Raw genomic sequence first — 19,641 nt, forward strand, 5'->3', positions numbered from 1 at the left:
GCTCCATTCGATGCTCTAGTGGAGTGAGTTGAGTACCGTCCATGGCAAAGCCCTTACCCTTCGAGGATATCGAGCCAACTGAGCGCGCCGAGAGCGAGCCCGCTCTGCTCGTCGACGTGGACGGGTTCGAAGGGCCGCTCGACCTCCTGCTCGAACTGGCCCGCCGCCAAAAGGTCGACCTTCATCGCATTTCGATCCTGGCGCTGGCCGAGCAGTACATCACCTTCATCGAGGCGGCGCGCCGCATGCGCCTGGAACTGGCGGCCGACTACCTCGTGATGGCGGCGTGGCTCGCCTATCTCAAGTCCCGCCTCCTGCTGCCCGAGCCGCCGAAGGGCGAGGAGCCGAGCGCCGACGAGCTGGCCACCGCCCTGGCCCTGCGCCTGCGCCGCCTGGAGGCGATCCGCGAGGCGGCCAAGAAGATGGGCGAGCGCGCCTGGCTCGGCCGGGACGTCTTCGCCCGCGGCGCCCCGGAGCCGGTGATCATCAACCGGGATTCCCACTACGAGGGGAGCCTCTATGATCTCCTCAAGGCCTATGCCCAGCAGAGGCAGATCCGGTTCAACTCCAGAGTTTCCCTGTATAAGCGGAATGTCTGGTCCCTGGTTGAGGCGCGGGAAGCCCTGGAGCGGCTGGTCGGCCACCTGAGCGACTGGGTGACCCTCGATACATACCTTGTGGAGTTCATGGTCGAGCCCGCCATGCGCTCGACCGTGATGGCCTCGGCCCTCTCCGCCACCCTGGAGATGGTGCGGGAAGGCAAGCTCACGATGCGGCAGGACGAGGCCTTCGCGCCGGTCTGGGTCAAGCCCGTTGCCGATCCGGCCGAGGCAGGAGTTTGAGATGCTGCCAGATATGCAGAAAGACACCCCCGAGACCATGGAGCACGACGCTCCTGAGATCAGCTATGTGCCCGATCACGGTGAGGCCATGCGCATCGCCGAGGCGCTGCTGTTCGCCTCCGCAGCGCCCCTGAGCGCCGAAGAGTTGGGCGGCCGCCTGCCGGAAGGCGCTGACGTGGAGCAGGTCCTGCAGGATCTGGCCGACCTTTATGCGCTCCGGGGCGTCAATCTCGTCAGGATCGCGGGAAAATGGACCTTCCGCACAGCGAGCGACCTGTCTTTCGTGCTCGCCCGCGACGTCGTTGAGCAGCGCAGGCTCTCCCGCGCCGCCATGGAGACCCTCGCCATCATCGCCTATCACCAGCCGGTGACCAGGGCCGAGATCGAGGAGATCCGCGGTGTGGCCACCTCGAAGGGTACCATCGACCTGCTTCTGGAGACGGGCTGGATCCGCCTGAGGGGACGCAGGAAGGCGCCGGGGCGCCCCGTCACCTACGGCACCGCGCCGGCCTTCCTGGAGCATTTCGGGCTCGATGCCATCGAGGACCTGCCGGGCCTCGAGGAGCTGAAGGGGGCTGGCTTCATCGAAGGCCGCGTTCCCTCCGACTTCTCGGTGCCGGTCCCGTCCGATGCGGATGCCCTGCGCGAGGATGAGGACCCCCTCGACGACGATCTCCTGCAGCCCCTGGACATGCACCAGACCGAGGCCGGCGAGGAATGACGGACCGGCCAGCCGGCTCCGCCCGCGACCGGTTCCGTTTGCCCCGATGGGGCCAGCGTGGCACGGCGGGCGCCTCGATCCCGGCCCAGCTGACCTTCGAGAACATCGTCCAGTCCTATGGCAGCCAGCGCGCCCTCGATGGCGTCTCGCTCGTCATAGAGCCTGGGGAGATCGTCTGCCTGCTCGGCCATTCCGGCTGCGGCAAGACCACCCTTCTGCGCATTGCCGCCGGGGTTGAATCCCCGACCTCCGGCCGGGTGCTCATGGACGCCCAGGAGGCAAGCGGACCGCGGGCTTTCGTGGAGCCGGAGAAGCGCGGCATCGGGCTGATGTTCCAGGATTATGCCCTGTTCCCGCACATGACGATCCTGCAGAACATCATGTTCGGCCTGAAGGATCTCTCGGCCGCTGAGGCCAGCATTGCCGCCCGCCGGGCGCTGTCCCGCGTGGGCCTGGAGCATTATGCCAACGAGTACCCGCACACCCTGTCGGGCGGCGAGCAGCAGCGGGTGGCGCTGGCGCGTTCCATCGCGCCTCGTCCCGGCGTGCTGCTCATGGACGAGCCGTTCTCCAACCTCGACCGGCGCATGCGCGATGCGATCCGCGACGAGACCATTGCCATCCTGCGGGAAACCGGCGCCACCACCATCGTGGTGACCCACGACCCGGAGGAGGCTATGCGGATCGCCGACCGGATCGTGCTGATGCGGGCAGGCCGGATCATCCAGCAGGGCGAGGCCGAGGAGATCTATCGGCGGCCGGGAAACCTCTTCGCCGCCCGGTTCTTCTGCGATTTCAACGAGCTTGAGGGTGTGGTGCGTAATGGCCAGGTGAGCTGCTCGGTCGGCATCTTCCCGGCACCGCACTTGGCCGACGGTCCTGCCATCGTCTGTGTGCGCCCACAGGGGGTGAGGCTGAAGCCGGCGGGCTTCTGCCAGCCTGGCCGTGTGGTCTCGCGCCGGTTTCTCGGGGAGGTTGACCTGGTCTATATCGACGTGCAGGGCGTCGACCGTCCGCTCCAGGCCCGTGTTCACGATCCCGTTGACGTGAGGGAGGGACAGGATGTGGGCGTCGATGTCGATACGAAGGATGTCCTTGTTTTCGCCGCGTCCGACGCATAGGTTGGCGGCAAGTTCTTAATCTGAAACGCCGCGCCTTTCGGGGCGCAGGAGGATTGCCATGGGTGGCACGAGTATTTGGCACTGGATCGTTGTGGGTCTGATCGTGGTCCTGTTGTTCGGACGCGGCAAGATCTCCGATATGATGGGCGACGTTGCGAAGGGCATCAAGGCCTTCAAAAAGGGCATGTCCGAGGACGACACTCCGGCAAAGCCGGTGCAGCCCTCCGAGCCGGTTCGCACCATCGATCATCAAAACGGTACGACGACCACCACTGTGACGACCGATCACAAGGTCGGCTAAGCTTTCGTCAGCCGCCGCTCCATGCGGCGCATCAGTACGCGTGAGTACCTAAGAGGCAGGTTCGAGGCCACGTCATGTTGGACATGAGCTGGGGTGAGATCATGGTGATCGGCGCCGTTGCGCTGATCGTGATCGGCCCAAAGGATCTGCCGAAGGCGCTGCGGACCGTAGGGCAGATGACCAGCAAGCTCCGCCGCATGGCGGCGGAGTTCCAGGGCCAGTTCAACGAGGCCATGCGGGAAGCCGAACTCGACGAGGTCAAGAAGCAGCTCCAGAGCGTGAACGACTCTGTTCCTTCGCTCAACGCGAGCTTCAACCCGATCCAGACGATTCGGGACGAGCTGAAGACCTCCATCGAGGCGCCTGCCGCAACCCCGGAGAAGGCGCCAGAGCCGGAGAGCACCCTGGAGGCTTCTCAGGCGACCGCTCAAGCGCCTTTCGATGCTTCGGTGCAGGCCGTGGTCGAGGGGCGGACGCCGGCGCCTGCCGACCCGTTGATTGACTTGCCGCTTCCACCGACAGTCGATCCGGCAACGGAAATTGCCGAGTCCCTGCGGCGCGAGGCCGAATACGAGGCCCAGCAGGCTGCTCTCGCTGAACAGCTCTCAGAAAAACCGGACGCGAAAGTCGGATGACCACTGCCGTTGAACAGGATGAGGTCGAGGCTTCGCGCGCGCCTCTGATCGAGCATCTGACCGAGCTGCGCTCGCGCCTGATCAAGGCGCTGGTTGCGTTCGTCTTGCTGTTCTTCGTCTGCTTTGCCGGCGCGAAATACATCTACAATGCGCTGGTCTGGCCCTACGTCCTGGCAGTCGGCTCACCCGAGGCGGCGCGTCTCGTCTACACTCACGGCCTGGAATACCTGTTCACGCAGATCCAGGTGGCGGCGTTCGGTGCCGGCTTCCTGGCCTTTCCGGTCATTGCCATGCAGGTGTACAAGTTCGTAGCACCGGGCCTCTACAAGAATGAACGCAGGGCCTTCGTGCCCTACCTCGTTGCCACCCCGGTTCTGTTCGCCGTTGGTGCGTCCTGCGTCTACTTCATCGCCATGCCGCTCCTCATGCGCTTTTCCGTGGGCATGCAGCAGTTGGCGACCGAATCCGGCCCGACCATCGAGTTCCTCCCGAAGGTCAGCGAGTACCTGTCGCTGATCATGACCCTGATCTTCGCCTTCGGCATCTGCTTCCAGCTGCCGGTGATCCTGACCCTGCTCGCCCGGGCCGGGATCATCGACTCGCAGTTCCTGAAGGACAAGCGGCGTTACGCCATCGTTATCGTCTTCGTCATTGCCGCGGTTCTGACCCCGCCGGACGTGATCAGCCAGTTCGCCCTTGCGATCCCCACCCTGCTTCTTTACGAGGCATCCATCTTCTCCGTCCGCATGGTCGAGAAGAAGCGTGCGGAAGCCGAGGCCGCGCGCGCGGCAGAGGAATAGGCGTCAAAGCCTTCACAACTGGCCGCTATCCTCGGCAAAAGTTGAAGGGCGGTCTTGTATCCAAAGTACAGGGCTGTTTGATCAAGCAGGTCCCCATCCCATGCACGACATCCGTTCCATCCGCGAGAACCCCGCGGCTTTCGACCAAGGCCTCCGGAACCGGGGCATGGAGCCCTTGTCCGCACACCTGATCGCCCTCGACGACCAGCGCAAGAGCGCTATCTCGGCACTGCAGGCCGCCACCGAGAGCCGCAATGCCCTATCCAAGGAGATCGGGCAGGCCAAGGCGAAGAAGGACGAAGCGCGGGCCCAGGAACTGATGGCTGAGGTGGCTCGGATCAAGGAGACGATGCCGGAGCTTGAGGAGGCCGAGCGCAACGCCGAGAAGGCGCTGTTCGATGCACTGGCCGCTATCCCCAACATTCCCAAGGAGGGTGTACCGGTCGGTGCCGACGAGCACGGCAATGTGGAGCGCCATCGCATCGGCACTCCGCCGACGCTCAACAGTGCCAAACAGCATTTCGAGATCGGCGAGGCCCTTGGCCTGATGGATTTCGAGACGGCGGCGAAACTCTCAGGCTCGCGCTTCGTGGTGCTCAAAGCAGGTCTCGCACGCCTGGAGCGGGCGCTCGGCCAGTTCATGATCGACCTTCACACAACCGAGCACGGCTACACGGAAGTGAACCCGCCGCTGCTGGTGCGTGACGAGGCTATGTTCGGTACGGCGCAGCTGCCGAAGTTTGAGGACGACCAGTTCTGGGCCTTTCCCGGCAATTCGCTCGAGCAGGTTGTCTCTGCAGCGCTTGAGGGCCAGCCGCGCGAGGCGATTGCCAAGATGATCAAAGACACCCGCTACGGCATGATCCCGACCGCGGAGGTCACGCTCACCAATCTCGTCCGTGAGCAGATCCTTTCCGAGGAGGAATTGCCGCTGCGGTTCACCGCGCTCACCCCGAGCTTTCGTGCTGAAGCCGGATCCGCCGGCCGGGACACGCGCGGCATGATCCGTCAGCACCAGTTCGTGAAATGCGAGCTTGTCTCGATCACCACGCCGGAGACGTCGGCAGACGAGCACGAGCGCATGCTGACCAGCGCCGAGAACGTGCTGAAGAAACTTGAGCTCCCGTTCCGCACCATGACGCTCTGCACGGGCGATATGGGCTTCTCCTCGACAAAGACCTACGACATCGAAGTCTGGCTGCCGGGGCAGGGGGCGTATCGCGAGATTTCGAGCTGCTCCGTCTGCTCGGATTTCCAGGCCCGGCGCATGAATGCTCGCTATCGTGCAGCCGGCGAGAAACAGCCTCGTTTCGTGCACACGCTTAATGGATCGGGCCTCGCAGTTGGCCGTACGCTGGTGGCTGTGCTGGAGAACTACCAGAACGAGGACGGCAGCGTCACGATCCCCTCAGCTCTCCAGCCCTATATGGGCGGTCTCACCCGCATCGAGCGTCAGGCTTAAGGTATGCGCATTCTCTGCACCAATGACGACGGCATCCATGCTCCGGGGTTGAAGACCCTGGAGGCCATTGCCCGCGAACTCTCCGATGACGTGTGGGTCGTCGCGCCCGAGACGGATCAGAGCGGCGTCGCCCACTCGCTCTCGCTCAACGATCCCCTGCGCCTGCGCGAAATCTCCAACCGGCACTTTGCCGTCAGGGGCACGCCGACGGATTGCGTGATCATGGGCGTGCGCCACCTCATGCAGAACGCCAAGCCTGATCTCGTGCTCTCCGGCGTCAACCGCGGGCAGAACGTGGCCGAGGACGTGACCTACTCCGGCACGGTTGCGGGCGCGATCGAGGGCACGATCCTCGGCGTTCCATCCATCGCGCTCTCCCAGGCCTACGGCCCGACCACGCGCGAGGCGCCGCGCTGGCAATGCGCCGAGCACCATGGCCCCAAGGTGGTGCGCAGGATCCTCGAAGCCGGGATCGACAAGGGCATCCTCGTCAACGTGAACTTCCCGGACTGCGAGCCTGACGAGGTCGAGGGGACGGCTCTCGTCAACCAAGGCCAGCGCACGCAGGAACTCCTGCGCCTCGACGAGCGCCGGGACGGGCGCGGCAACCCTTACTTCTGGATCGCTTTCGAGCGCCGTCCGTTCACGCCCGGCAACGGCACGGATCTCTGGGCCATCGCCAACCGGCGCATCGCCGTCACGCCTTTGCGCATCGACATGACCGACGAGCCGACCCTGACCCGCTACGCGCAGGCCTTCGGCTAAGTGGGCGAGGCGCGATGAGCCAGGATCTGCCATTCCTGCCCGAGGCGGAGGATGCCCGCGGCGAGCAGGTGGCAATCGGGGCAGCGTCCTTCATCCTGTCATTGCGGGCGAAAGGCATCCGCGACACGGCTCTCCTGCGGGCCATGGAGCTCGTGCCGCGGGAGGTCTTTGCTCCGCGCCGCTTCACCGACCTCGCCCGGACCGACGTCGCCCTGCCGCTGCCCTGCGGCCAGACCATGACCGGCCCTGCGACGGTGGCCGCCATGCTGCTGGCGCTGGGCGTGCAGCCCGGCCAGCGGGTGCTGGAAGTCGGGACGGGCAGCGGTTACGTGACGGCGCTCCTGGCACGGCTCGGGGCGGATGTGACCTCCGTCGAACGCTTCAACACCTTGGCTGCGGCCGCAGCGCAGCACCTGAAGATCGTCGAGGCCGGCAGGGTCCACCTGGAAGTTGGCGACGGGCTTGCCACGCGGGTCCGGGATCGGTTCGATCGCATTCTGCTGAACGGCGCACGCCCGGAAATTCCCGAAGCGCTGATGCCCCTCCTAGGACCCGGAGGGCGCCTCGTGGGGGCGATCACCGTTGAGGGTATGCCTCGCCTCGTGAAGATCGAGCGCAGTGCCGACGGAGAAGTGACACAGAGCCTTGGCGCGCAGCTGCGGATTTCGCCCCTCGTCACCGGGATTGCGGCAACTCTCTGACTGAATCGAAAAATTTTTGGACACGGTTACAACAATCTTCGTGCCATCAACCGTTGCTTAACCTGAACAGGCTTTTAATAGCCCCATCGAGTTGCGTTCGGTTGGGGTTCAGTGATGCGTTTGCGTGTGAGTTCTGGGCATTGGGCTGCGGTGTCTCGGATCGCCCTGGTGGCTTTGATCGGGAGTGCCGCTGCGGCATGCAGTACCGACAGCGCGCGGTTTGCGGAGAACCCCTTCTCCAATCCTTTCGCTGCCAGCGAGCGGATCGATACCGGCGCAACGGCTCCTTCGCAGCCTCAGGCCTCCCAGTCCTACGCGGCCGCTCCGATGCCGACCGCTTCGGTCCAGGCTCAGTCCCTGCCGCCCGTGCAGGCCCAGCCCCTGTCGCAGCCCACCCGCATCGCCTCGGCTCCTGCATCCGTTCAGCCGCGCCCCATGCCGGCCGTTCAGACCGCTTCGGCTCAACCCAAGTTCCGCCTCGTCGACACGTCCAAGGTGCCGGCCGCGACGACTCCCGTCGCTGCCGCCGAGCCCGCCAGGCGTGTTCGCCCCGGCATGACCACGGCGGCGCAGACCCAAGCCCCCGTGAAGTCGGCTCCCATGCAGGTTGCCTCGGCTACGGATGAGCCTCTCGTCTCGACCCCGAAGCCGCTCGTTTCCGCGCCGAAGCCAGTTGTCGAGCAGCCCAAGGTGGCTGCTCTCACTCAGCCTGAGCCGGTGAAGACCATCGCTCCTGCACCGGCGGCGCCGGCCCCGCAGCCGGAAGTCGCGAAGGCTCCCGTGCCGGAGCCCGAGGCGACCGCCAGCGTGTCGGGCGATTTCCGTTGGCCCGCCCGCGGCCGCGTCATCGCCGGGTTCGGCGCGAATGGCGGCAACGAGGGCATCAATATCGCGGTTCCTGAAGGCACCCCGGTGAAGGCAGCCGAAGCCGGCACGGTGACCTACGCGGGCAGCGAGGTGAAGGGCTACGGCAACCTCGTCCTGATCAAGCACGAGAATGGCTTCGTCTCGGCCTATGCCCACAACGGATCGCTGAACGTGAAGCGCGGCGAGCAGGTGAAGCGCGGTCAGGTGATCGCGACCTCCGGCCAGACCGGCAACGTGACCTCGCCACAGCTGCACTTCGAGATCCGCAAGGGCGCGCAGCCTGTCGACCCGCTGAAGCATCTCGGCGGCTGATCTTGCACAAAGCTTAGGTCGGGTTCGAACTTCGCATCCGATCGAATGAAGGGACGGTGGGCTCAGCCACCGTCCCTTTGTCGTTTCAGATCGCCTTTCCCAGGCGCCCGGCGAGATCCTGGATGAATTGCCAGGCGGTGCGGCCGGAGCGGGCGCCGCGGGTCGTCGCCCATTCCAGCGCCTCCGCGCGGATCGCGTCGCGGTCGGCCTGCAGGCCGAGATGGTCGACATATCCGAAGACCATGTCGAGATACTCGTCCTGGCTGCACTTGTGGAAGCCGAGCCAGAGGCCGAAGCGGTCGGAGAGCGAGACCTTTTCCTCGATGGCCTCTCCCGGATTGATGGCGGTCGAGCGCTCGTTCTCCATCATGTCCCGGGGCAGCAGGTGGCGGCGGTTGGACGTGGCGTAGAAGATCACGTTGTCGGGCCGCCCCTCGATCCCGCCCTCCAGCACCGCCTTGAGCGACTTGTAGGAGGTATCGTCTGCGTCGAAGGACAGGTCGTCGCAGAACACGATGAAGCGGTGCGGATCGGAGCGCAGCAGACTCATGAGATCGGGGAGGGTCTCGATGTCCTCGCGATGGATCTCGATGAGCTTCAGAGGGCGGGAATCGGCAGGCCCGGTGTGGTTGATCTCCGCATGGACCGCTTTGACCAGGGACGACTTGCCCATGCCCCGGGCGCCCCAAAGCAGGGCGTTGTTGGCCGGCAGCCCTCTGGCGAAGCGCCCGGTGTTCTCCGCCAACTGGTCCCGCACCCGGTCGATGCCCCGCAGGAGGCTCATCTCGACCCGGTTGACCTTCGGTACTGGGGAGAGCCTGCGCCCCGCCGCGTGCCAGACAAAGGCATCTGCCGCCGTAAAATCCGCGTGAGGCGTGGCAACGGGGGCGAGGCGCTCCAGAGAAGCGGCGATGCGCGTCAGAAGCGCCAGTGTTTCGGCAGAATTGAGGTCTGTGGGCATTTCAGGCTCGGGCCATAAGGGCGTAAAGCGCCTGCTTAGCGCAAAAAGCGTCAAAGGGTCCATGGAAGGGGCTTTGAAAACCGAGCACCGGACCCAAAAGTGGATGCCACTTTTGGGGGCAATCCGATGCTTCCTTCTTAGAAAGGCACATCGTTGGGCGCGGAAAACCGGTACCCACTTTTCCGCACGATGTGCCTGCAACTTCATTGATTTCGCGGATTCGATGGGTATAGTCCGCCACGCTTTATACCCCGTCCGGCGCGGGTAGGCCCCCCAATGGGCCTGCCACGCGCCTTTATCCATGGAGAGCCGCTTGTTCATTTCACCTGCCTACGCACAAGGGGCCCCCGCCGGGGGCGGAATGGAGATGATCCTTCAATTCGTCCCGTTCATCCTCATATTCGTCATCATGTGGTTCCTGATCATCCGGCCCCAGCAGCGCCGGGTAAAGACCCACCAGGAGATGATCAAGAACGTGCGCCGCGGCGACACCGTCGTCACATCTGGCGGCATCATCGGCAAGGTGACCAAGGTGACCGAGGACGCGGCCGACATCGAGGTCGAGATCGCCGACGGCGTGAAGGTGAAGGTGGCCCGGGCCATGATTTCCGACGTCCGCTCCAAGAGCGAGCCGGTCAAGGCCTGATTGAGACGAGGCCGGCCCTCCGTGCGCGGATGGGCCGGTTCGCCGCAGCCCGCTGCGGCAGAGAGTGTGAAAGGTTGAGCTGACGATGCTGCGTTTCTCGAGATCGAAAATCATCGCCACGATGGCGATAATCGTGATCGGCCTCCTCCTGGCGGTTCCGAGCACCATGACCCGCGAGCAACGTCAGGCCTTCCTGAATGCGATCCCGGGCTGGGTGCCATCCTGGCTCGTACCGTCCCGCGCCATCGTGCTGGGTCTCGACCTGCAGGGCGGATCCCACGTGCTTCTCGAGGTGGATGCCCAGGACCTGATGCGCGTGCAGGTCACAACCCTGCGCGACGACGTCCGCCGCATCCTGCGCGACACGCGCGTCTCGTCCCAGAACGGCATTCAGACGGTTCAGCGCGGCGTTCAGATCCGCGTGCCGGATGCAGCCGACCGCGACCGGCTCCTGCCGCGCCTGCGGGAATTGGCTCAGCCCACCGGCAATGCGGTGCTGGGCCAGACCGGCGGCAATACCATCGACATCAACACGAGTCCGGACGGCGTGATCACGCTGACCTATTCGGAGATCGGCACCAACGAGCGCGTGCGCCGCGCCGTCGATCAGTCCATCGAGGTCATCCGCCGCCGCGTGGATGCCACCGGTACGACCGAGCCCAGCATTCAGCGCCAGGGCGCCGACCGTGTGCTCGTCCAGGTTCCGGGCCTCCAGGATCCGCAGCAGCTGAAGGCTCTGCTCGGCGAGACCGGCAACCTCGAGTTCCGCCTGCTCGCCCAACAGGGCGCGACCGATGTGGACATGCTGCCGATGCAGGACGCGGGCGGCCAGCGGGTTCCCGTCGAGCGCCGGATCATCGCCGAGGGCGGCGACCTGATCGATGCGCAGCCGGCCTTCGACACGCAGACCAACCAGCCCATTGTCAATTTCCGCTTCAACATCCGCGGCGCGCAGCGCTTCGGTCAGGCGACGACGGAAAACCTCGGCCGCCAGCTTGCCATCGTGCTCGACAACCAAGTGATCTCGGCTCCGACGATCCAATCGCCCATCACCGGCGGCTCGGGCCAGATCTCCGGCAGCTTCACGGTCGAGCAGGTCAACAATCTCGCCGTGCTGCTCCGCTCAGGCGCCCTGCCGGCGAAGCTGACCATCGTCGAGGAACGCACCGTCGGCCCAGGCCTCGGACGCGACTCCATCGAGGCCGGCAAGATGGCCACCTATGTGGCGGGCATCTTCGTGATCATCTTCATGTTCGCCACCTACGGCCTCTTCGGCCTCTTCGCGAACATCGCGCTCATCGTCCATGTGGGCCTCATCTTCGGCCTCATGTCGGTGCTGGAAGCCACCCTGACCCTGCCGGGCATCGCCGGCATCGTGCTCACCATCGGCACGGCGGTGGATTCCAACGTGCTGATCTACGAGCGCATCCGCGAAGAAGTCCGTGCCGGCCGGTCCATCGTGTCGGGCATTCAGGCGGGCTTCGACCGGGCCTTCGCGACCATCGTCGACTCCAACAGCACCATGGCCATCGCGGCGGTGATCCTGTTCTTCCTCGGCTCCGGGCCCGTACGCGGCTTCGCGGTCGTGTTCATTCTCGGCATCCTGACGACGGTTCTCACCGCCGTGACCCTGACGCGCATGATGATTGCGCTCTGGTATCACTGGATGCGTCCCAAAGTCCTTCCGTTTTAAGGAGTGCGTATCGTGCGCCTCGTTCGCCTTTGGCCCGAAAACTCCCACTTCGACTTCATGCGCTTCAGGCGCTACTCGTTCCCGCTGTCGGCTGTCATCTCCATCCTGACCGCGGTGATGCTCCTGACCGGCGGCCTCAACTTCGGCATCGACTTCCAGGGCGGCACGCTCATGGAAATTCAGGCCAAGTCCGGCCAAGCCGATGTCGGCCAGATCCGGCAGACCGCCCAAGGCTTCGGCTTCGGCGACGTCGAGGTGCAGGAATTCGGCTCCGCCGGCGAGGTCTCGCTGCGCTTCCCGATCCAGGAGGGCGGCGAGGCCGCCCAGGCTGCCGTGGTGCAGAAGGCGCGTGACACGTTCAGCAACGGCTATGAGTTCCGCCGCGTCGAGACCGTGGGTCCCCGCGTCTCGGGCGAGCTCGTGCAATCCGGCACCATCGGCGTGGTGCTCTCGGTCATCGCGGTGCTGTTCTATCTCTGGTTCCGCTTCGAGCGCGAACTGGCGACGGCGTCCATTCTCGGCACGCTCCACGACATCGTGCTCACCATCGGGTTCTTCGTGATCACCGGACACGAGTTCAACATGACCTCGATCGCCGCGATCCTGACCATCGTGGGCTATTCGCTCAACGAAACGGTTGTGGTGTTCGACCGAACCCGCGAGTTGATGCGCCGCTACAAGACGATGCCGACTGAGGAGCTGTTGAACCTGTCGATCAACCACACCATGTCCCGCACGGTGATGACGGCGGCGACCACCGCGCTCTCGCTCCTGGCACTGGTGCTGTTCGGCGGCCAGGCGATCCAGGGCTTCGCGCAGGTCATGCTCTACGGCGTCGTCATCTGCACGTATTCGGCTATCTGCATCTCGTCTCCCATGCTGATCTACATTGGCCTGCGTGGGTCCGAGGCCGTGAAGGTTCCGGAGGGCAGGGCCGCCGCAGCGGAGTGAGATCATGAGCTCTGGCCGCCTCTACGACGGGTTCCTGCCGGGCCGCTATCAATTCGACGCTTACGGTAATGGCGGCTTCCGCTTCGCGGACATGTCCCACCGCGGCTCTCTGCTTGCATTGCCCTCGGGTGTCAGGGCTTGGCCGGTCGCCTCCATGGCGGAGCTTACGGACGAGGTGCTCGATCCGATCTTCGCCGAGGGCGATGCGCTCGAACTCCTGCTGTTCGGCACGGGCGCTGACATCGCGGCGCTGCCGGCGGCGTTCCGCACACGCTTTCGCGAGGCGGGGATCGGACTCGACGTGATGCAAACCGGGGCGGCTGCGCGGACCTACAACATCCTGCTCGCCGAAGACCGCAAGGTCGGCGCTGCCCTGATCGCCGTCCCTTGAGATGGCGGAAGCAATCTCCAACTTCGCCCATTGCGAGGCGCTCGTGCGCGAGGCCGATCCGGACCGTTACTGGGCGAGCCTCTTCGCGCCGGCCGAGAAGCGGCCGCATCTTTACGCGCTCTATGCCTTCAACTTCGAGATCGCCCGCGTCCGCGAGGCAGTCCGCGAGGCGCTCGTCGGTGAGATCCGCCTGCAATGGTGGCGCGATGCCCTGCAGGGCGAGGCGCGGGGCGACGTGCGGGCTAATCCCGTGGCTGCCGCACTCGACGACACCATCGTCCAGTTCCGCCTGCCGCGGCAGGCGCTTGTCGACCTGATCGACGCCCGGATCTTCGACCTTTACGAGGATCCGATGCCGAGCCTCAATGACCTGGAAGGCTATTGCGGCGAGACCTCGTCGAGCCTGATCCAGCTCTCGAGCCTTATCCTCTCCGACGGCACGAACCCCGGCACCGCCGATGCTGCCGGACATGCCGGCGTGGCCTATGCCATTGCGGGCTTGCTGCGCGCCTTCCCGATCCATGCCCGCCAAGGGCAGGTCTATGTGCCGGCGGATATTCTTACCAAACATGGCGTGGTGCGCGAGGACATCGTCACGGGTCGTGGCGGGCCGGGTCTCCAAGGAGCGCTCGCCGATCTGCGCGCCATCGCGCGCAGGCATCTGGATCAGGCGCGCGCCTTGCGCCCCACGATCCCGAATGCCGCAAGGCCGGCCTTCCAGCCGGTTGCGCTGGTGGAGCCGTACCTCAAGGCCATGGAGCGGCGGGATTACGACCCGTTCCAGACGGTGGTGGACATTCCGCAATGGCGCCGCGTCTGGTCGCTGTGGCGCGGGCCTTTTTAGGGGATGCTCTGTGTCTGACATCAATCTTCTGCGTCAGAGTATGGATGCCGAACTCAAACGAGCTGTCATCCCGGCTTTGAGAACGGCGGGCTTCAAGGGCTCTTTCCCGCATCTTCGCAGAGCCGGTCAGGATTGGATCGACCTCATTACGTTCCAATTCGATAGACACGGCGGCGGCTTCGTCATCGAAATCGCACGCTGCGACCTGACGGGAACCATCACTCACTGGGGGAAGCACATTCCGCCTGACAAAGTCAGGGCATGGGATCTTCATCCGGATCGACGTAAGCGCCTTCAGCCCTGCGATGGCTCAGGGAGGGACAGTTGGTTTCGCTTCGATGAGGAGCCGGTCGACGTGATTTCAGCCGACGTGAAGGTGCTTCTGCAAAGTTCCGAAACTTGGGACGACGTGCCGATCCCATCCTCAGCCGCCTGAGCTACTCCGCAGCCTGCGGCAGCACACCACCCGACATCCAAACTCCAAGATCCGCCCGTGCCCGGTCCGTCAGTGCCTTCTTCCTGGCGACGGCCTTGGCCGGCCCGCGCAGGCGCTTGCCGTCCTCGGCCTTCGGGGCATGCGCCAGCGGCGGGAAGAGGCCGAAATTGACGTTCATCGGCTGGAACGAGCGCGGTCCCTCGTCGATGGTCTCGATGTGGCCGCCGGTGATGTGGTTGGTGAGCGCGCCGAGCGCCGTGGTGTGAGGCAGCGGCTGGATCGGGCGGCCCAGCCGCTCGGCGGCGGCGAAGCGGCCGGTCATCAGGCCGACGGCTGCACTCTCCACATACCCCTCGCAGCCGGTGATCTGGCCGGCGAAGCGCAGGCGCGGCATGGCCTTCAGGCGAAGCGCCGGATCGAGGAGCTTGGGCGAGTTGAGATAGGTGTTGCGATGGATGCCGCCGAGGCGGGCGAACTCGGCATTCTCCAAACCGGGGATCATGCGCAGGATCGCGCTCTGCGCGCCGTATTTCAGCTTGGTCTGGAAGCCCACCATGTTGAACAGGGTGCCGAGCGCATTGTCCTGGCGCAGCTGAACGATGGCGTAGGGCTTCTTGTCCGGGTTGCGCGGATCGGTGAGGCCGACGGGCTTCATGGGGCCATGGCGCAGGGTCTCGCGGCCGCGCTCGGCCATCACCTCGATGGGCAGGCATCCATCGAAATAGGGGGTGTTGGCCTCCCATTCCTTGAACTCGGTCTTATCGCCCGCGATCAGCGCGTCGATGAAGGCGTCGTACTGCTCCTTGGTCATGGGGCAGTTGATGTAATCCTTACCCGTGCCGCCCGGCCCGACCTTGTCGTAGCGCGATTGGAACCAAGCGATGTCCATGTTGATGGACTCGCGATACACGATGGGCGCGATCGCGTCGAAGAAGGCCAGCGACGTCTCGCCCGTGAGGTCGAGGATCGCCTGCGCGAGAGCCGGCGAGGTGAGGGGGCCGGTTGCGACGATCACCGAGGACCACTCCTCCGGCGGCAACCCTGCCATCTCGCCCCGCTCGATGGTGATGAGGGGATGGGCCTCGAGCGCAGCCGTCACAGCCGCCGAGAAGCCTTCGCGGTCAACCGCCAAGGCACCGCCGGCAGGCACCTGGTTGGCGTCGCCCTTGGCCATGATGAGAGAGCTTAAGGAGCGCATCTCCTGATGCAGCAGGCCGACCGCATTAGCCTCGGCATCGTCCGAGCGGAAGGAGTTGGAGCAGACGAGTTCGGCCAAGCCGTCCGTCTTGTGCGCATCGGTGCCGCGGACGGGGCGCATCTCGTGAAGCACGACGGGAACACCCGCCTGTGCGATCTGCCAGGCTGCTTCCGAACCGGCGAGGCCGCCGCCGATGACGTGAATGGGTTCGATGGTGCTCATGGTCATTCTCCCGAGCGGCTTTGTTGACTCCCTCGGGAGCCCTGGTCAAGCTGAGCTGATTTACTTTTGGAAAGGCTTTGAACGCGATGCAATCCAGGCGTCCGGTTGTCCTTATTACAGGCGGAAGCCGCGGCATAGGGGCTGCGGTGGCGCAGCTTGCGGCTGAGCGCGGCTATGATGTCGCCATCACGTACCGCTCGGAGCATGAGGCTGCCGAGCAGGTTCTTGCCGCCTGCCGCAGCGCCGGGGCGAAAGCTGTGGCCTGCCAGGGCGATGTGGCCAATGAGACCGACGTGGCTCGTCTCTTCGACGAGGCCGAGGCAGCCCTGGGGCCCATTTCGCATGTAGTCAACAATGCAGGGATCACCGGCAAATCCGACAAGCTGGCGCAGACCTCGGCCGAGACGATCCGGGCCTGCATCGACATCAATGTCCTGGGCGCCCTGTGGGTGGCGCGCGAGGCCGCGCGCCGGCTGCCGAAAAGCCCCGGCGAGAGCGCCAGAACCATCGTCAACATCTCGTCAGTCGCAGCTTCACTCGGCAGCGCCAACGAATATGTCTGGTATGCCGCTTCGAAAGGCGCCATCGATTCCTTGACAATCGGGATGGCAAAGGAGCTGGCGTCTGACGGCATCCGGGTCAATGCCGTTTCGCCCGGCATGACGAAGACTGAGATCCATGAGCGCAGCACCCAGGATGCCGGCCGCCTGGAGCGGCTGAGACCCCATATTCCGCTGGGCCGGATCGGGGAGCCCGGGGAAGTTGCCGAAGCGGTGCTGTTCCTGATGTCGGACGCGGCGTCTTACATCACCGGCGCCAATATCCCGGTTTCCGGCGGGCGCTGACCGTTTCCAGACAAGCGAACGCCCGCCAAGGGGCGGGCGAGGGCCTTATGCTGCAATGCAGCAGATATTTACGCGACAGCGTGCTCGCGAGCGATGTTCTCGATCTGGAAACGGGAGATGCCGAGATCGTCGAGCTCGCGGTCGGACAGCAGCGAAAGCTCGCGCACGGTTTCGCGATAACGCATATACGAGCGGACTTTAGAGAGAATGTAAGACACGAACATGGGGAACTCCTCATCAGTGACCGGCTCCTGTGGCCGGTGGCTTTTGTTCTTGCGTGTGCAATGCGGATATAAGGGTGTGCGGTGCCGAAGAGGAGTGGTAATAATGTAGGCCTGTTATGCTTTAGTAGCATAGCGGGCTAACGCGGAGTTAACGGCGTTGCTCATCGGGCATGCCTTCCGGCTAAGGAGCAGTGTACTTGGCTGATTTTCCTGACCATAGCCCTGCATTACAGGCGTGATCACCACTGGACAGGATAAGGCTTGGCGCGGCTCTCTGCTTTTTCAGGGTGAGGTGAGTTCTAAAGTTAGGAACGGACGCTCCTATAAGCATTGATGCGCCTCCCTAGCATTTTGAACAAACGTTCATCTTGCTGAATGACTTCATGGGTATCCACGGTTACTTCTCGCCCGTTGGAACAGTCTCCGAAGGTCTGCGTTCACCCCGCACCTTTGCAGTAATGGAGATGGTTCCGTGAAGAAAATCGCTCTTGGAGCCGCCCTTCTCTTGTTGAGCAGTGCGGCCTATGCCCAGACATCGACCCAGACCAACACCAGCACGACATCCCAGCCGCAGTCGTCCGACTCGAATAACCTGCTGCGCAACCAGTCCGGGACCAGCAACCGGACCGAGACAACCGGCGCAACTCGCAGCGAATCCTCGGGGCAGACCAGTGTCCGCACCCGCGAAGAGGGCAGCACCCGTGTCGGCGTTGGCATCGAGACCCGTGAGCGGTCCGGTGTATCCGTTCGCTCGCGTACGGTCCGCGAGGTTGATGAGCCGAGCGTGTCCGTCACCCGCCGCCGCAGCGTGACGACCATTGAGGAGCCGGACACCGAGGTGCGCCGCACGGTGGTCAAGAAGAAGCCCACCAAGAAGGTCGCGGTGAAGAAGACGAAGAAGACCAACAAGGTCGTGTCGAAGAAGCGCCGCTATCAGGTTGTTGACGAGCCGGTGGAGGTTCGTCGCCGGACCGTGCGCCGCTACGAGGAGGTCAATGAGCCGAGCGTTTCCGTCAATCGCCGCACGACGATCCGCCGGACACAGGATACCTCGCCGAGTGTCGGGGTTTCTGTCGAGCAGCGCCGTTCCAATGATGTCTCCACCACGCGGACGCGCTCGAGCGCCCCTGAGACGACCGGCACCGTCTCGACCCGCAGCCGTACGGATGTGAACAACAACTCGAGAGGCAGCAATACATCCGGTTCAGGCAACTCCTCCACGACGATCCGTCCCCAGCAGGGCGGTTCCTCCTCTGGGAGCAGCACGAGCACCAGCGAGTAAATTATCTAAGACAGACGGGAGGGGCTGATTGTTCGGCCCCTCTTCCTCCTGGCTGCCGACCTCGAATTGGAGAACATCTATGAAGAAGGTACTGATCACGATTAGTGCGGCCCTTCTGGCTGCAACCTCTTTCGCCGGTGTTGCCGATGCCCGGCCCGGAAAGGGCAAGGGCCACGCCTATGGGCACCAGAAGAACCACAAGGCTCAGCGCTACGTCGTGCAGCGGCGCAACAACAACGCCGCCATTGCAGCCGGCGTGACGGGTGCCATCCTGGGCGGTGCGCTCGCTACAACGGCCCGCCCGGCCTATCGCACCTATGAGAGGCCCGCCTACAGGGCTTACGAAGCGCCGAGGCGCACCTATTATCGCGAAGACTACTACGACGATTACGAGTACTGATCAGCCGACAAAGGGGTGCCTTCGGGCGCCCTTTTTTATGGCGTCAGCGGCGGATATTTCCAACGGCGATGACCGCTCGCACGGGGCCATACTCAGTCTGCTTTCTTACATCGATCTGTAAGCGCGCACCTGACTGCGTGCGGAGCCGCCCTGAACCAGCGAGCGCATCGGCTCGGACGCTGCCGCTGATCCGCACGCAGGTATCCGAGGCCTGGAGCATGGCGAAGCCAGGAGGGCAGGAAGGCGCGGCCTTGACTTGGCTCGCTAGGATCAAGCCGATGATCAGAGCAATGGCGAATGAAGAGCGCTGCATGATGAAGCGGAGCTTATCGGCTGCACTTTGAAAGGCAAGGCAGCGATCAGGTGTCCTCAGAGATGGCCCGATCCGCTCCGGCGGCCGTATTGCTCAGCCACGTCCGGACGGTCGACCTCCACGTGGAACTGCTCGGCCTTGGGGCTGCAGTCCTGGATTGCGCCGATGCCGTAGCGGTAGGCCAACTCGCCACCAAGCCACCCGCTGAACAGCAGCAGGGCCGTCTGGATGCCAGACAGCCAGATGCCCCAGCCCTGAACGCCGGCAGCCGGATCATCCAGGCGCACCCCCACATTGATGAGGGCTAGGGCCACGACGACCAGGTTGGCCACCATATGAGCCCATGAGACCCAGACATTGCGTACCCGATCGATGGTCACGAAGTCGATCATGCCGGGAACCGCAGCCACGAGTGCGGTGACGATTCCGGCGATCAGAAGCCAGTAGGAGGCCTGAGCCCAGAAGGGGTCCTGGATCGCCAGGAAAGCAATGTCGGTTCCCAATGCCCCGATCAGGAAGGCGACCGGAAAGACGATCAGCATGTGATGAAGCGGATGCCCGGCGATGGCTGCCGTGCTCTGCACCCCATGACGATGATACCGACCCATGACACTGCTCCTACGAAGGCTTGGCTTGAAGAAAAATGCCTGGGCCAAGCCTTCGTTCCGAACTCCAGTGATCCGCCGCATTCCTAAGCCGTGGACATTC

The 19,641-nt window shown here is 64.3% G+C and carries 23 protein-coding genes; 19 read left to right on the plus strand and 4 right to left on the minus strand.

What is annotated here, in order from left to right; all coding sequences use genetic code 11:
• Positions 1–41 precede the first annotated feature (41 nt).
• From VB618_RS03220 to VB618_RS03265, 10 genes are all read left to right on the plus strand, one after another.
• Entirely contained in the window at positions 42–842 is an 801-nt protein-coding gene (locus VB618_RS03220) for a segregation and condensation protein A (protein WP_329795047.1), read from the plus strand.
• Position 843: 1 nt separating this feature from the next.
• Positions 844–1,563: an SMC-Scp complex subunit ScpB gene (scpB, locus tag VB618_RS03225; protein ID WP_442931624.1), complete on the plus strand. Its 720-nt coding sequence runs from the start codon at positions 844–846 to the stop codon at positions 1,561–1,563.
• Complete coding sequence (locus VB618_RS03230; protein ID WP_329795048.1) at positions 1,560–2,684, plus strand: ABC transporter ATP-binding protein; 1,125 nt, start codon at positions 1,560–1,562, stop codon at positions 2,682–2,684. The genes scpB and VB618_RS03230 overlap by 4 nt, the downstream gene beginning before the upstream one ends.
• 58 nt (positions 2,685–2,742) lie before the next feature.
• Complete coding sequence (locus VB618_RS03235; RefSeq protein WP_181052297.1) at positions 2,743–2,985, plus strand: twin-arginine translocase TatA/TatE family subunit; 243 nt, start codon at positions 2,743–2,745, stop codon at positions 2,983–2,985.
• A 74-nt stretch (positions 2,986–3,059) separates the two neighbouring features.
• Positions 3,060–3,620 carry a Sec-independent protein translocase protein TatB gene (gene tatB, locus VB618_RS03240; RefSeq protein ID WP_329795049.1) on the plus strand — a complete coding sequence of 187 codons (561 nt, stop codon included), beginning with the start codon at positions 3,060–3,062 and terminating at the stop codon, positions 3,618–3,620.
• The gene (gene tatC / locus VB618_RS03245) at positions 3,617–4,420 is read left to right on the plus strand and encodes a twin-arginine translocase subunit TatC (protein ID WP_329795050.1); all 804 of its coding nucleotides are present in this window, start codon (positions 3,617–3,619) and stop codon (positions 4,418–4,420) included. Before tatB ends, tatC begins: the two co-directional genes overlap by 4 nt.
• Before the next feature lie 100 nt (positions 4,421–4,520).
• Entirely contained in the window at positions 4,521–5,882 is a 1,362-nt protein-coding gene (gene serS, locus VB618_RS03250) for a serine--tRNA ligase (protein WP_329795051.1), read from the plus strand.
• Between the two features lie 3 nt (positions 5,883–5,885).
• A complete protein-coding gene (gene surE, locus VB618_RS03255; RefSeq protein ID WP_329795052.1) occupies positions 5,886–6,647 on the plus strand; it encodes a 5'/3'-nucleotidase SurE in 762 nt (253 codons plus the stop codon).
• A 14-nt stretch (positions 6,648–6,661) separates the two neighbouring features.
• Positions 6,662–7,348 (plus strand): protein-L-isoaspartate O-methyltransferase family protein, encoded by a 687-nt coding sequence (locus tag VB618_RS03260; RefSeq protein ID WP_329795053.1) that lies wholly within the window; start codon positions 6,662–6,664, stop codon positions 7,346–7,348.
• A 168-nt stretch (positions 7,349–7,516) separates the two neighbouring features.
• Positions 7,517–8,527 carry a peptidoglycan DD-metalloendopeptidase family protein gene (locus tag VB618_RS03265; RefSeq protein ID WP_329795054.1) on the plus strand — a complete coding sequence of 337 codons (1,011 nt, stop codon included), beginning with the start codon at positions 7,517–7,519 and terminating at the stop codon, positions 8,525–8,527.
• A gap of 85 nt (positions 8,528–8,612) precedes the next feature.
• Here VB618_RS03265 and VB618_RS03270 read toward each other — a convergent pair whose 3' ends face one another.
• Positions 8,613–9,488 carry an ATP-binding protein gene (locus VB618_RS03270; protein ID WP_329795055.1) on the minus strand — a complete coding sequence of 292 codons (876 nt, stop codon included), beginning with the start codon at positions 9,486–9,488 and terminating at the stop codon, positions 8,613–8,615.
• Between the two features lie 367 nt (positions 9,489–9,855).
• Between VB618_RS03270 and yajC the strand changes: the two genes are divergently transcribed.
• The 6 genes from yajC to VB618_RS03300 all read left to right on the plus strand — a co-directional run bounded on the left by yajC (position 9,856) and on the right by VB618_RS03300 (position 14,449).
• Positions 9,856–10,134, plus strand: coding sequence for a preprotein translocase subunit YajC (gene yajC / locus VB618_RS03275; RefSeq protein ID WP_196264025.1), 279 nt, complete (start codon positions 9,856–9,858; stop codon positions 10,132–10,134).
• Positions 10,135–10,219: 85 nt separating this feature from the next.
• Positions 10,220–11,827, plus strand: a complete 1,608-nt coding sequence (secD, locus tag VB618_RS03280) for a protein translocase subunit SecD (RefSeq protein WP_329795056.1) — start codon at positions 10,220–10,222, stop codon at positions 11,825–11,827.
• Between the two features lie 12 nt (positions 11,828–11,839).
• Positions 11,840–12,778 carry a protein translocase subunit SecF gene (secF, locus tag VB618_RS03285; protein ID WP_329795057.1) on the plus strand — a complete coding sequence of 313 codons (939 nt, stop codon included), beginning with the start codon at positions 11,840–11,842 and terminating at the stop codon, positions 12,776–12,778.
• A gap of 4 nt (positions 12,779–12,782) precedes the next feature.
• Positions 12,783–13,169: an Mth938-like domain-containing protein gene (locus tag VB618_RS03290; protein WP_329795058.1), complete on the plus strand. Its 387-nt coding sequence runs from the start codon at positions 12,783–12,785 to the stop codon at positions 13,167–13,169.
• 1 nt (position 13,170) lies between these two features.
• Positions 13,171–14,013 (plus strand): phytoene/squalene synthase family protein, encoded by an 843-nt coding sequence (locus VB618_RS03295; protein WP_329795059.1) that lies wholly within the window; start codon positions 13,171–13,173, stop codon positions 14,011–14,013.
• 10 nt (positions 14,014–14,023) lie between these two features.
• Entirely contained in the window at positions 14,024–14,449 is a 426-nt protein-coding gene (locus VB618_RS03300; protein ID WP_329795061.1) for a DUF4304 domain-containing protein, read from the plus strand.
• A gap of 1 nt (position 14,450) precedes the next feature.
• Here the strand turns inward: VB618_RS03300 and trmFO are convergent, their stop codons facing one another.
• Positions 14,451–15,869, minus strand: a complete 1,419-nt coding sequence (trmFO, locus tag VB618_RS03305; protein WP_329795062.1) for a methylenetetrahydrofolate--tRNA-(uracil(54)-C(5))-methyltransferase (FADH(2)-oxidizing) TrmFO — start codon at positions 15,867–15,869, stop codon at positions 14,451–14,453.
• Between the two features lie 86 nt (positions 15,870–15,955).
• Between trmFO and VB618_RS03310 the strand changes: the two genes are divergently transcribed.
• Positions 15,956–16,714 carry a glucose 1-dehydrogenase gene (locus VB618_RS03310; RefSeq protein WP_329795063.1) on the plus strand — a complete coding sequence of 253 codons (759 nt, stop codon included), beginning with the start codon at positions 15,956–15,958 and terminating at the stop codon, positions 16,712–16,714.
• 68 nt (positions 16,715–16,782) lie between these two features.
• Here the strand turns inward: VB618_RS03310 and VB618_RS03315 are convergent, their stop codons facing one another.
• Entirely contained in the window at positions 16,783–16,938 is a 156-nt protein-coding gene (locus tag VB618_RS03315) for a DUF1127 domain-containing protein (RefSeq protein ID WP_329795065.1), read from the minus strand.
• A gap of 472 nt (positions 16,939–17,410) precedes the next feature.
• On the opposite strand from VB618_RS03315, the gene VB618_RS03320 reads away from it, so the two are divergent.
• Positions 17,411–18,220, plus strand: a complete 810-nt coding sequence (locus VB618_RS03320) for a hypothetical protein (RefSeq protein ID WP_329795066.1) — start codon at positions 17,411–17,413, stop codon at positions 18,218–18,220.
• A gap of 79 nt (positions 18,221–18,299) precedes the next feature.
• On the plus strand, positions 18,300–18,620 hold the full coding sequence (locus VB618_RS03325; RefSeq protein ID WP_329795067.1) for a hypothetical protein: 321 nt from the start codon (positions 18,300–18,302) through the stop codon (positions 18,618–18,620).
• A 369-nt stretch (positions 18,621–18,989) separates the two neighbouring features.
• On the opposite strand, the gene VB618_RS03330 is transcribed toward VB618_RS03325, so the two are convergent.
• Positions 18,990–19,541: a DUF2231 domain-containing protein gene (locus tag VB618_RS03330; RefSeq protein ID WP_329795068.1), complete on the minus strand. Its 552-nt coding sequence runs from the start codon at positions 19,539–19,541 to the stop codon at positions 18,990–18,992.
• Positions 19,542–19,641: the final 100 nt, after the last annotated feature.

It is taken from the genome of Microvirga sp. CF3062 (genome assembly GCF_036314045.1).
In the GTDB taxonomy this organism is placed as follows: domain Bacteria; phylum Pseudomonadota; class Alphaproteobacteria; order Rhizobiales; family Beijerinckiaceae; genus Microvirga.

Coding starts and splice junctions, on each gene's coding strand:
- VB618_RS03315 (WP_329795065.1), bottom strand. CDS start 16,938: ATGTTCGTGTCTTACATTCTCTCTAAAGTCCGCTCGTATATGCGTTAT.
- scpB (WP_442931624.1), top strand. CDS start 844: ATGCTGCCAGATATGCAGAAAGACACCCCCGAGACCATGGAGCACGAC.
- trmFO (WP_329795062.1), bottom strand. CDS start 15,869: ATGAGCACCATCGAACCCATTCACGTCATCGGCGGCGGCCTCGCCGGT.
- VB618_RS03330 (WP_329795068.1), bottom strand. CDS start 19,541: ATGGGTCGGTATCATCGTCATGGGGTGCAGAGCACGGCAGCCATCGCC.
- surE (WP_329795052.1), top strand. CDS start 5,886: ATGCGCATTCTCTGCACCAATGACGACGGCATCCATGCTCCGGGGTTG.
- yajC (WP_196264025.1), top strand. CDS start 9,856: ATGATCCTTCAATTCGTCCCGTTCATCCTCATATTCGTCATCATGTGG.
- serS (WP_329795051.1), top strand. CDS start 4,521: ATGCACGACATCCGTTCCATCCGCGAGAACCCCGCGGCTTTCGACCAA.
- tatC (WP_329795050.1), top strand. CDS start 3,617: ATGACCACTGCCGTTGAACAGGATGAGGTCGAGGCTTCGCGCGCGCCT.
- VB618_RS03230 (WP_329795048.1), top strand. CDS start 1,560: ATGACGGACCGGCCAGCCGGCTCCGCCCGCGACCGGTTCCGTTTGCCC.
- VB618_RS03325 (WP_329795067.1), top strand. CDS start 18,300: ATGAAGAAGGTACTGATCACGATTAGTGCGGCCCTTCTGGCTGCAACC.
- VB618_RS03260 (WP_329795053.1), top strand. CDS start 6,662: ATGAGCCAGGATCTGCCATTCCTGCCCGAGGCGGAGGATGCCCGCGGC.
- VB618_RS03235 (WP_181052297.1), top strand. CDS start 2,743: ATGGGTGGCACGAGTATTTGGCACTGGATCGTTGTGGGTCTGATCGTG.
- tatB (WP_329795049.1), top strand. CDS start 3,060: ATGTTGGACATGAGCTGGGGTGAGATCATGGTGATCGGCGCCGTTGCG.
- VB618_RS03270 (WP_329795055.1), bottom strand. CDS start 9,488: ATGCCCACAGACCTCAATTCTGCCGAAACACTGGCGCTTCTGACGCGC.
- VB618_RS03290 (WP_329795058.1), top strand. CDS start 12,783: ATGAGCTCTGGCCGCCTCTACGACGGGTTCCTGCCGGGCCGCTATCAA.
- VB618_RS03295 (WP_329795059.1), top strand. CDS start 13,171: ATGGCGGAAGCAATCTCCAACTTCGCCCATTGCGAGGCGCTCGTGCGC.
- VB618_RS03220 (WP_329795047.1), top strand. CDS start 42: ATGGCAAAGCCCTTACCCTTCGAGGATATCGAGCCAACTGAGCGCGCC.
- secD (WP_329795056.1), top strand. CDS start 10,220: ATGCTGCGTTTCTCGAGATCGAAAATCATCGCCACGATGGCGATAATC.
- VB618_RS03310 (WP_329795063.1), top strand. CDS start 15,956: ATGCAATCCAGGCGTCCGGTTGTCCTTATTACAGGCGGAAGCCGCGGC.